Genomic DNA, 11377 nt, shown 5'->3' with positions numbered 1-11377 from the left:
ATGCATCGCCAAACGCAAACGATCAGGGATGTTCGTCGGGCCGGGAATAAACACTGGGTTCTGGGTCGACATAATCTATATCCTCCGATTTGGTAAAATTATCTTACCAAAAACTGGGTTTTTCAATTTTCTCGAAAAGTTTTTTCAGTATGTGAAAAATTGACGTAAGCCTCTGAAAATAAAGAACCGGCTATTTTTCCATTTTACATGCGCAGTTCGCGCAATTTGAAAAATAGAATCTGAACCTTAGTATTTTTTGTGCAAACCAACGGAGATAACAGGCGTGGAGAATCAGAAAAGAGCACGGGGTCGACCCAAATCTTTGTTCAAGGAAAGCTCGGCCGGAACGATGCAATCCCTGAACCGGGCGCTTGGCACACTCAGCGTTTTGGCCAAATTCGAAAGATGCAACTTAAGTGATCTGAGCCGCGAGACCGGGGTTCCGATGGCGACGACCCATCGAATTCTGAATACTCTGTCCCATCGCGACTTTGTCGTTTTTGATGAAGCGCGCCAGGAATGGATGATTGGGGTCGAGGCTTATCGGATTGGGGCGTCCTACCTAAAACGCAACAGTGTCGTGGAACTTGGCCGACCGATTATGCGCAGGCTCATGCGTGAAAGCGGAGAGACCGCGAATATGGCCATGCCTGATGGTGGCAGCGTCGTTTTTGTCAGTCAGATTGAAACCAGCAATCCAATCCGGGCATTCTTTCCACCGGGCTCCCGAACGCCCATGTACGCGTCAGGCACGGGGAAGGCTTTGTTGGCAGCGATGAGTGCTAACTCTCTTGATACGGTGTTGGCTGCAACGAAATTCGAGACTTTCACAGAACGTACGCACAGATCTGTAGCCTCCCTTTTGACCGATCTTCAAGGTATTCGCAGGCGCGGGTGGTCCTTTGACGAGGAAGAACGCTACTCTGGAATGTCGTGCACCGGTGCTGCGATTTATAATGAGCATGGAGTGCCCTGTGCCGGCGTTTCGGTTTCAGGCCCGACCGCTCGGATCAACAAGACCAATTCAGAGTATTTTGGTCAGATGGTCCGTGATGCGGCGCGTGAAATCACAACAGCAATAGGAGGCATCGCTCCCTGAGCGCGACGCTGGTATAAGTGTCCAACCCGTAAGAAGGGTTCCAAAACAGCCACCGCGGCTTCAGCTCAAAGTTTGGACACACTTTTGTAGTAAAGATAATTCTTGCTGGCGATGGAACGAAAGACATACGACCGCTGATCGCTTCCCTGTGCATGTCAGTAAACCACGATTTACATGTGAATGAAAAAATTCATGCACCAGCCCTGTCGCCTATATTTTCTGTCTTTTCTGGAAAAGGTGGCTGAGTTGGTTGGCGATTTTTGCAGCACGCTGAAAATTGTAACTAACTAGTATGCATGGACGGCCTCGTCTCAAATAATCAGTCGGATCAGGTTGGCCATGTTGGTCAGCTTCGCATGTCTGTCCAGAACATGGGCAGGAAGAAGCCCGAATGGGGCAGGAAACTTTCAAAAAACACCGTTGCGATTTCGCGTATTAACTGGTCGTTCCCTGACGAGCAGGTGTTTTGAATTGCCTCGGAAGGCCGCGAAAAGACCAAAGCAAGCTGATTTTGGATGCTGCATTTGCTTCTGCTTCGTGTGGAATTCAGGGTTAACTTCATTCGGTACGCCTCACGCGTTTTGGAAGTGGCTCGATATTTAATCAAAAAATCGCGTATTGCTGTTTAATACGTAATAACGTAACAAAATCTGTGTTCAAGATGCAGGGATGCAGACGTCACACCTGCGTGACGGTCCGGCCGGCCCTTCCAGATGAGGATTACAATCTATGATCGACACCCGCCTTCCTGTTACCGTGTTGTCCGGTTTCCTTGGAGCAGGTAAAACGACACTTCTGAACCGTGTGCTAAACAATCGAGACGGGCGTCGGGTTGCTGTCATTGTGAACGATATGTCCGAAGTAAATATCGACGCCGATCTGGTGCGCGCCGATACTGAACTATCCCGAACCGACGAAACATTGGTGGAGATGTCCAATGGTTGTATTTGCTGTACGCTTCGCGACGATCTTCTGGATGAAGTTAGGCGATTGGCGGCAGAAGGCCGGTTCGACTACCTTCTCATTGAATCAACGGGTATTTCTGAACCTTTGCCCGTTGCCGCCACCTTTGATTTTCGCGACGCAGACGGTAACAGCCTGTCTGACGTCTCGCGGTTAGATACGATGGTCACTGTCGTCGATGCCGTGAACCTACTTGGGGATTTTTCCAGCCACGACTTCCTAAGCGACCGCGGCGAGGTGCTTGGCGAAGAGGACGAGCGCACTCTGGTACATCTGCTTACGGATCAGATCGAGTTTGCGGACATAGTGGTTTTGAACAAGGTCACTGATGCCGGACCGGAACGTGTGGATGCCGCGCGCAAGATCATTCGTAGTCTGAATGCTGATGCCCGGATCGTGGAAACCGATCACTCGGATGTACCTGCCGACACGATTCTGGATACTGGTCTCTTTGATTTCGAAAAAGCACATGAACACCCGATGTGGGCCAAAGAGCTTTACGGATTTGCGGACCATGTTCCCGAAACCGAGGAATATGGCGTTACAAGTTTTGTATACCGTGCCCGGCAACCTTTCGTGCCTGAAAAAATCCTGACTGTTTTGAACGGTGAACTGCCGGGCGTAATCCGAGCCAAGGGGCATTTCTGGATCGCCACCCGCCCGGACTGGGTTGCCGAGTTTTCACTTGCCGGCTCGTTATCTTCGATCAAACCACTGGGCACGTGGTGGGCCACTGTTCCTGAAGACCGGCGGCCCGATCATGAAAGCGCACGAGCCTACCTGGAGGCACATTGGCAAGAGCCTTGGGGAGACCGTCGGCAGGAAATCGTGTTCATCGGAAGCGGCATCGATTGGCCGGCGTTGAAGGCCCGTCTGGACGCGGCCTTGCTTCCCGCGCTTGCTTCGGGTCGACCCGAGGATTTGCCGGACCTGCCTGATCCTTTCCCGATGTGGCGTCGTGCGGAGGCGGCAGAATGATCTATGCGCGAGAGATCATCAAAGACGCTGCTCCAGGTGTAATTGTCGCTGAAACGCCCGAGGAACTGACAGAAATCCATTATCCGGGGTGTGCTGCCGTAATTTGGCGAAGGAACCCTTTGCAACGCTTTCAATCTTGGATCGATGGGTTGCCACCGGAAAACCTGCCGAGGGCGCGATTGATCCTGCGCCCCGAGGCGGTTCGGCAGGCGGTATCTGAAATATGCGACACATCCGAAACTCCAAGTGTCGATGAACGCGACCGCTTGATAGATGACATCGCTGCCCTATCGGATATTTTTGCAGATTTGATGAGCACTGAATGGCTGCGCCTGCGCTTGGATGTCGTGACCACGAATGCCTGTCGTAGGTTTCATGTTGATGCCGTCACCGCACGTCTCGTCTGTACGTATCGCGGCACGGGAACCCAATATGGTATCTCTACCGATGGAGCCGATCCAGATCGCGTCTTTACCGTTCCTACTTCCGCTCCAATTATTTTGCGGGGTACGCGCTGGCCCGAACAACCGAAATCTGGCCTGTTGCACCGCTCTCCACCGATTGAAGGCTCAGGAGAAACGCGGCTTGTACTGGTTCTCGATCCTGTCGTCGATCCTGAGAGTGAATTTGATCAAGTGTTGATGCACTGACTTTTTATGCGATTGCCACACCGAAAATGGTGTGGCGATAGCAGATGTTGCGAGCATACCGATATTCGTCTTAACCCTATGAATGCCGGTTATCGTCGCGCGATCCGTGAGTTCGCAGACTTCAAAATATTACGCTTGCAGTGAATGTACGGAATGCGGGCTGCTATTCCAGAATCGCACGCAGAAGCTGGGCGGCTACCATGGGCTATTCGAGTTTTTTTGCGTTGCACAACGAGCAATTGGGCACTTGGAGTGTCGATGGGTGCCGTCAGCCCTTACCATCCATAAAGGATGCAAAGGCGTCCTTATAGTCCGGATGCCAGCGGCTGAGCGGGGGGCGATTTTCGATAATGTCTGCCAAGCTCCATGCGATACGCTTTTCGTCAATGTCCCGCGTTACGTCGTTGTCTGGGCAGAGGATGTAAAAATCACCTCTGTTGACGCTGTCGACGAAGAAATCGACAGTCTGCTGGGCCGTCCAGGCAGAGGCAGGTTTTTCCGGTGCTGAGATCATGCCGGTATAGACAAATCCAGGTACAAGCAGATGTGCCGTTATCCGGTGACCCGGGCCGGTTCTTAGCTCGTGGGACAATGCTTCTGTGAAGGTCTTTAATGCCGCCTTTGAAACATTGTAGGCGGGGTTTCCGGGCGGAGTGGTGATACCCTGTTTCGAGCCGGTGTTGATGATCGCGCCCGGCCGACCTCTGGCAATCATATTCGGGGCAAAGACCTGAGTGCCATGGATCGGACCCCAGAGATTGACGCCCAGTGTTGCCTCCCAAGGTTCCGCTTCACCCAGGGTTGACGATTTGACACCCACCCCAGCGTTGTTCATCAAGATATCCGTGCCGCCGAAACGGTCTGTTACATGCTTCTCAAGCGCTGCCAGTTGGGAGCGATCACTGACGTCTGCGTCAGACGTCATAACGTCTGCCGCACCAGCAGCGCTGATCGCCTCAGCGGCGGCGGACAGTTTCGCTGCATCTCGATCAACGACAAAAATGCGCATACCGATTTGGGCGAATTTCAATGCAGCAGCGAGGCCAATGCCAGAAGCTCCACCAGTGATGACTGCAACGGAATCAGAGTTGAAAGCGGGATGGGTCATGCAGGGCACCTTCTTGGTTGCGGAAGTCAGGAGGCAAGCACAGACGCGTTTCTGGGCCCGCCGGGCGTGTCACGCAGCGTCAACGACGGTGGTGTTCAACTTCATCATGCCCTCCATGCCATGAGCAGTAAAGAGCACCTTTTTGGCCGTTTCCACCTTCTCGTTCATCAGGATGAAGGGGTCGGCCGTGCCACTTTTAGCCATTATGTTGCGGAGCTTGCGTTGACCGAGAGCAGGGTGGATTACCCCCCAGTGCCGCATCCGCCACGATTTGTGAAAATAGCAAAAGATTGTTTGCTAAAGACCCTCCCATACTATGAAGCCCGGCCCCCGGAGCGCCGGTAAATTCCCCATAGCTCGCGTCCCGGCCTCTTGAAAATGGGGCGATGAGATTGGCGAAGAAATTCGTTGGGAAGTCACCCGGATCGATGACGGCACCGTCGACTCTGAATTGGCTTAACTCCCAACGATAGGTCTCAATTATGGCTTCAACGGCCCACATCACGGCACTGCGCGGCCCATGGAACGGTGACACGACCAAGTATACTGGTAGCGTTTAAAATCGACCCAAATCTCTACACTCTCATTTTGGATGCAACGCGCGTGGCACGCGTTCGGTCCCAAAAAATTGACCTCGAAGATGCTGCGAAAACCTTCGTCCGAGAAGTTTTTCTGCATTCCAAGCTCTTTCCGGGCGAGACAGAGAGCGCGGTAGTGGTCCACCGCAAAAAACTTTGGTGCCCAGCACCGACGACCAAGTGTCACGGCCTGCTTCGTCACAAGCGAAGGGGTGTTGGCCTGGGCGGGTAAGGCCCGTATTTCAGCGATATTGACTCAATATGTATCCAAGTGTATGCAATTGGATGCAAGTTGATAGATGAGCGTGCGATGACGGTTCACGACGACCCCTTAAAGCCCGGCCCGCAAGGCAATTTTGCCTATCAGCGCCTGTTGGACGAGATTCGCGAGGGCACTCTTCTGCCTGGTGAGCGCCTGCGCGAGACTGAACTCTCCGAGCGACTGTGTGTCAGCAGAACTCCCATTCGCGAGGCGATCCGTCAGTTGGAGGCTGACGGTTTGGTCACCCATGTTCCGCGGCAAGGCGCGACCGTTCGCAGCCTGGATTACGCCGAAATCATGGAGCTATATGAGATGCGTGCAGTCCTTGAGGGCACTGCCGCACGGTTGGCGGCGCGCGCGGCCTCGGATGTCGAGCTGGATGAGTTGGACATATTAAATGACCGTTTGGCCGAGGCTGGTACCGGCCCCGACGCGACCCAAATCAACAGGGTCTTTCATGCAACGCTGTTGGATGCTGCCAAAAATCGGTTTCTGTCAAAATCCATGTTGTCCTTGCAAAAGGCGCTGTTGATCCTTGGGCCTTCGCAATTGTTGGACAACGAGCGATCGGGGGCGGCAGTGGCCGAGCATCGGCGCATCATGACGGCTTTGAAGGCCCGCGACGGTTCTGCGGCTGAAACGGAGATGCGTGCGCATATTCAAGCCGCACAAAGGATGCGTATCCGCGCCTTGCAGGAACGCGATCGCGCAATCGAAGAAAACCAATAGGTAGACAGGATATGACCACCCAAAAGGATGTTTACGATATCGTTGTGATAGGGGGTGGGAACGCCGCCCTTTGCGCTGCAATGACCGCCGCCGAGACAGGTGCTCGCGTTCTGATCCTCGAAACGGCTCCGAAACCGTACCGTGGCGGAAACTCGCGCCACACCCGTAACTTTCGTTGCATGCACAAATCCCCTCTGGGACCGTTGATCGAAGAGTACAATGAAGACGAATACCTCTCCGATCTGCTGAAGGTCACTGGTGGAAAAACTGATGAGCACTTGGCTCGCCTAGCGATCCGCACCTCAGAGGAATGCTTGCCGTGGATGGAAGAGCATGGGGTTCGGTTTCAGCCATCCCTTTCCGGGACATTGTCGCTGGCAAGGACAAATGCGTTTTTCATGGGGGGCGGTAAGTCGTTGGTGAACGCGTATTACAGGACGGCGGCAGGTCTTGGCGTTGAGGTGCTGTATGAGGCCGCGGTTACGCATCTGGAACTGAACGATGATCGCATCGAGTGGGTGGAATACACATATGAAGGACAGTCTCATCGTATCATTCCCAAAGCGGTAATTGTTGCGTCCGGCGGATTTCAGGCCGATACAGATTGGCTAACCCGCGCCTGGGGTGAGCCTGCGAAGAACTTTCTCATCCGGGGCACTCCGTATAACCGAGGTGTGGTTCTGGCTGATCTGCTGGACCAAGGTGTTGAGAGTGTCGGCGACCCGACCCAATGCCACGCGGTCGCCATCGACGGGCGCGCACCAAAGTTTGACGGCGGCATCGTCACCCGCCTGGATTGCGTCCCGTTTTCAATTGTTGTGAACAAAGATGCCGAACGGTTCTATGACGAAGGCGAGGATGTTTGGCCCAAGCGTTATGCGATTTGGGGACGCCTGGTGGCAGCCCAGCCGGATCAGGTGGGCTATGTAGTCATTGATGCAAAATCGCTGAACCTGTTCATGCCCTCGGTGTTCCCTCCGCTGAAGGCGGACACGCTGGACGAACTCGCGGGGATGATGGGTCTGCCCGCGGACAAGCTGACCGCAACCGTCAGCGAATTTAATGCCGCTTGCGGTGACACCAGTGGCTTTCACCCAACTGAACTGGACGGGGTTGCGACCTCGGGTCTGACGCCGCCCAAGACGAACTGGGCGCGCCCTATTACCGAACCGCCCTTCTATGGCTATTCGTTACGAACCGGGGTGACGTTTACCTATCTGGGGCTGAAGGTTGACGACACAGCGCAGTGTTCGACCCCAAAAGGCAAGATCAAGAACCTTTGGGCAGCCGGCGAGACCATGGCCGGGTCGATCCTGGGGCAGGGGTATCTGGCCGGTTTCGGCATGACCATCGGAACCGTTTTTGGACGCATCGCAGGACGTGAGGCTGCCGCTTATGCAAACTGATCTTATTCAAGAAGCCCGCCGTCAGGCCGAGATTTGCAACGCCTGCCGGTATTGCGAGGGCTATTGCTCGGTGTTCCCGTCGCTGCATGCGGAACGCGCGTTTTCCGATGGGGACATCACGCAACTGGCTAACCTGTGCCACAACTGCCGGGGTTGCTACTATGCCTGTCAGTATACGGCTCCGCACGAGTTTGACCTGAACTTTCCGAAAGCTCTGGCCGAGGTGCGGCGGGACAGTTGGGAACGCTTCGCATGGCCGCAGCCGCTGGCGCGTCGGTTCCACACCCACGGCGGGGCTATTGCGCTGGCACTGGTGATCGGGTTCGCCCTCCTGTTCTGGGCAATACGCGCTGTCGGCTCCAGCGGAGGCGAAGGGTTCTACACCGTCCTTTCGCACAACGCGATGGTCGCAATCTTTGCGCCCGCGTTCCTGCTGCCGCTTTTTAGTATCGCCATCAGCCTAAAGCGCTATTGGGCCGAAGTCGGGGGCAAACCCATCCAAATGTCAGATTTGATGACCGCCTTCAAACGCGCTGGCAATATGCAGGACCTGGCTGCCGGGCATGGCGAAGGTTGTAACTTTGAAGACGAAGACCGATTCAGTCAGGGTCGACGTCACACCCATCAGGCAATCATGTATGGTTTCCTGCTGTGCTTTGCGTCGACCTCGGTGGCGACGGTTCTGCACTACGGGTTCGGGTTGCATGCACCCTACGGATTCTGGTCTTTGCCCAAACTGTTTGGAATCTCTGGTGGCATTTTGCTGACAGTGGGTTGCGGCGCCATGGCTCTGCTCAAACAAAAGTCTGACCGTCACCTCGGTGACCCGTCGGCTTGGGGTGGTGATATTGGATTCATTTTGTTGCTGGGCTTTGTTGGGCTAAGTGGGCTGGTTCTCTACGCCCTCGGTTCAACGGCTCTGATGCCTGCGCTTCTTGCCATCCACCTTGGATCTGTTCTGACATTCTTCCTGCTGACGCCTTTCACAAAAATGGCTCATGGCTTTTACCGTATGGCCGCTCTTGTCCGAGACGCTCAAAGGAAACGCAGCGCTTAGGTTAGTCGTAGCTCCGTTGGATAACTTGCAATCGGCTCCCCAAAAGGCGTCGATTGTTTGTTTCCAGCTCAGCCGTTGCGAAGGTTTACTCAGAAAAGCCGGTCATGACAGACACTGCGACCTTGCGAAGTTCCTCAGCCGCCGGTGATAGGGATCGTCCGCGATAGGTCACGATTCCTAGCTTTCGCCGAACAGTGGGTTTGGAAATCGGAATAATCGCCAGCTCAAGGTCTTTTCGCGAAAGGCGAACCAGGGAGGGTATGGCCGCAATGCCAATGCCTTTGCCGACCAGTCCCAACTGCGAGTGGAAGTGGCCCACCTGCATGTCATTCGCGATCACATCATACTTGTCACCAAGATACCTTTGCAGGATTTTCCGCGTCCCGCTTTCGCTTCTCAGCAAGACGAATTGCTCGTCTTTTACGTCTTCCCATGTCGTCGATGATGTGCCGGCAAGAGGATGGCTCTTGTGACACGCGATTACGAACCGATCGTCGATCAGCGCTTCAAACTCCAAGTCTGGGTGGCCTTCGCCGAACTGCGCCAACGCCAATTCCGATTGGCCGCTCAGAACGCGTTCGATGGCCTGAGGGCTGGAATCCTCGTGCACGCGAATACGGATGTCAGGGTAGGTCCCTTTGAACTGGGCCAGAATCTCCGGCAAGAGCGTGTCGGATATCGTCATGTTGCAGGAAAACGAGACGATACCACGCTGAACTTTGACGACCTGATCTATGTCGTCGAGCGACCTGTGAAAGTCGTTCACAATCCGCTCTGCCTGCGGCAGAAACTCCCTGCCCAGACGTGATACAGTGACCGAACGGGTCGTTCTGTCCAATAGAGGCGCGCCCAGTGAATTCTCAAGCTTTTTGACCCGTCTGGACAGCGCGGATTGCGTCACGAGAAGCTCTTCGGCGGCAAGAGCAAAGCTTTCCAACCGGGCCACCAGGACAAATGCGCTGATATCTCCGAGCGTTATGTCACGTAACATATATTCATTCCCAAAACGCAACAATCTTTGATTTTTTTGAATTTGAGTTCCTTTTCCGCTCATGTCAAGTTTTGCACGTTATCGACGAATGAGTTGCAAATCCGCGCCGACGCGAGGGGCGCTGCGACACTCATAGGGAGGAGTATCCATGTTGGATGGATTGAAGAAATTCGCAATTGGCGCTGCAACCGCAGCCGCTGTTGCGCTGCCGGGAATGGCTCAGGCCGAAGACTTTTCTTTGGAAGGCAAAACGGTCACCTGGATCGTGGGCTTTCGCGAAGGCGGCGGTACAGATCGCCTTACACGTGTTCTGCAAACGAAGCTGAGCGAAAACCTGCCTGGAAACCCGAATGTCATCGTTCTGAACAAGCCTGGTGGTGGTTCGGTCACGGCCTCAAATGACTTCCATGAGAACGCGCCTGCCGACGGAACGATGCTGATCATGGCGTCTACGTCCGGCCTGTTGCCGGTCTTGATGGGTTCTGATGTTGCCAATTATGACCCGAATGAGTGGGTAGCAGTAACCGGTTTCTCTCGCGGTGCTTCGCTGTATGCGATCAGCGACGACATCGGTCTTGGCGGTACGGATATGAACGCCGACTACGAAGCGCTAAAAAACGCCAATATCCGGTTCGGTACGGAAACGCCTCTGTCTGCTGAATTGTTGGACTTCGTGTCGATGGAGATGCTAAGTATCGAGCCCAGCTATCTGTTTGGCCTGTCCTCGAAAGACGCCGAAGCCGCGTTCCAGCGGGGCGAGATGAACATGAACACCGACAACACGCGGTCTTACCTGAAAGACTATGGCGAAGACCCGAAAGTGAACCCCGTCTGGAGCTATGGTGTCATCGACGAAAATGGCAATCTGCAGCGCGACCCGGATCTGCCGGACGTCCCGACCTTCCCGGAATTCTACGAAGCCGTAACTGGGGCGGCCCCGGAAGGTCCGGCATACGAAATGCAGAAGTCGCTGATGAATGCCAAAGTCATGCTGTCGAAGGCTGTCATGCTGCCCAAGGGGACACCGGATAACATCCGCGATGCCTATATCGAGGCGATGAAGGCCGTTACCTCCGACCCGGAAGTCGCCGCAGCGCTGCCGCGTGAGATTGGCTCGATGCCGCTGAATTTTGGTGAAGAGACCCAGCGTGCGATCGCTAGTGGTACGGCGCTGGATCCCGAAGTACGCGAATGGGTTGCGACCTTCTTGCAGGAACGGTTCGACACCAAGCTCGACTAAATTTCAAAAAACGGGTTGGCGCCTTGCGGGGCGCAACCTTCCACCAAAGCGCATTTTGCGCTCGTCCGATGCTCCATGACTGGACTTGTGACACAGCAGTTCCGGGGCATCGACCAAGGTTAGTTTCAAACGGGAATGCCTAAATGTCGGACGCTGCTCTCTTAGCACTCGCCCAACTGACGACGCTGTCGACAATGATGGCATTGATCGCAGGGGTTGTGACAGGCTGGGCCTCCCCAACTGAACTGGTCCACCGTTATGTTTAGGAAACGGAGGACCACGAATGGCAAACAAGAGACCAAAGCCCGAAGAGATT

11 protein-coding genes are annotated in these 11377 nt (G+C 54.5%); 8 read left to right on the top strand and 3 right to left on the bottom strand.

What is annotated here, in order from left to right:
• The first annotated feature begins 283 nt into the window (after window positions 1-283).
• The 3 genes from ACR0LN_RS23415 (at window position 284) to ACR0LN_RS23405 (ending at window position 3690) form a co-directional block, all read left to right on the top strand.
• Window positions 284-1099 (top strand): IclR family transcriptional regulator, encoded by an 816-nt coding sequence (locus ACR0LN_RS23415; protein WP_480433122.1) that lies wholly within the window; start codon window positions 284-286, stop codon window positions 1097-1099.
• Window positions 1100-1828: 729 nt separating this feature from the next.
• On the top strand, window positions 1829-3040 hold the full coding sequence (locus tag ACR0LN_RS23410; protein WP_480433120.1) for a GTP-binding protein: 1212 nt from the start codon (window positions 1829-1831) through the stop codon (window positions 3038-3040).
• Complete coding sequence (locus ACR0LN_RS23405) at window positions 3037-3690, top strand: DUF1826 domain-containing protein (RefSeq protein ID WP_480433118.1); 654 nt, start codon at window positions 3037-3039, stop codon at window positions 3688-3690. Before ACR0LN_RS23410 ends, ACR0LN_RS23405 begins: the two co-directional genes overlap by 4 nt.
• 268 nt (window positions 3691-3958) lie before the next feature.
• Here ACR0LN_RS23405 and ACR0LN_RS23400 read toward each other — a convergent pair whose 3' ends face one another.
• Window positions 3959-4798, bottom strand: a complete 840-nt coding sequence (locus ACR0LN_RS23400; protein WP_480433117.1) for an SDR family NAD(P)-dependent oxidoreductase — start codon at window positions 4796-4798, stop codon at window positions 3959-3961.
• A gap of 69 nt (window positions 4799-4867) precedes the next feature.
• Window positions 4868-5002: a hypothetical protein gene (locus ACR0LN_RS23395; RefSeq protein ID WP_480433116.1), complete on the bottom strand. Its 135-nt coding sequence runs from the start codon at window positions 5000-5002 to the stop codon at window positions 4868-4870.
• A gap of 684 nt (window positions 5003-5686) precedes the next feature.
• On the opposite strand from ACR0LN_RS23395, the gene ACR0LN_RS23390 reads away from it, so the two are divergent.
• Genes ACR0LN_RS23390 through tcuB form a run of 3 tightly spaced genes read left to right on the top strand, consistent with a single transcriptional unit; the run spans window position 5687 to window position 8830 of the window.
• Window positions 5687-6367 (top strand): GntR family transcriptional regulator, encoded by a 681-nt coding sequence (locus ACR0LN_RS23390; protein WP_480433114.1) that lies wholly within the window; start codon window positions 5687-5689, stop codon window positions 6365-6367.
• Between the two features lie 11 nt (window positions 6368-6378).
• Window positions 6379-7773 carry an FAD-dependent tricarballylate dehydrogenase TcuA gene (gene tcuA / locus ACR0LN_RS23385; protein ID WP_480433113.1) on the top strand — a complete coding sequence of 465 codons (1395 nt, stop codon included), beginning with the start codon at window positions 6379-6381 and terminating at the stop codon, window positions 7771-7773.
• Window positions 7763-8830, top strand: coding sequence for a tricarballylate utilization 4Fe-4S protein TcuB (gene tcuB, locus ACR0LN_RS23380; RefSeq protein ID WP_480433111.1), 1068 nt, complete (start codon window positions 7763-7765; stop codon window positions 8828-8830). Before tcuA ends, tcuB begins: the two co-directional genes overlap by 11 nt.
• Before the next feature lie 85 nt (window positions 8831-8915).
• Here the strand turns inward: tcuB and ACR0LN_RS23375 are convergent, their stop codons facing one another.
• Complete coding sequence (locus ACR0LN_RS23375; protein ID WP_480433109.1) at window positions 8916-9821, bottom strand: LysR family transcriptional regulator; 906 nt, start codon at window positions 9819-9821, stop codon at window positions 8916-8918.
• 148 nt (window positions 9822-9969) lie between these two features.
• On the opposite strand from ACR0LN_RS23375, the gene ACR0LN_RS23370 reads away from it, so the two are divergent.
• Both ACR0LN_RS23370 and ACR0LN_RS23365 read left to right on the top strand, forming a co-directional pair.
• Window positions 9970-11061, top strand: coding sequence for a Bug family tripartite tricarboxylate transporter substrate binding protein (locus tag ACR0LN_RS23370; RefSeq protein ID WP_480433108.1), 1092 nt, complete (start codon window positions 9970-9972; stop codon window positions 11059-11061).
• Between the two features lie 143 nt (window positions 11062-11204).
• Window positions 11205-11327, top strand: coding sequence for a hypothetical protein (locus ACR0LN_RS23365; RefSeq protein WP_480433106.1), 123 nt, complete (start codon window positions 11205-11207; stop codon window positions 11325-11327).
• The last annotated feature ends 50 nt before the right edge of the window (window positions 11328-11377 follow it).

Source organism: Ruegeria sp. AA6, assembly GCF_056542865.1.
This window is presented reverse-complemented; position numbering and strand designations above follow the sequence as displayed.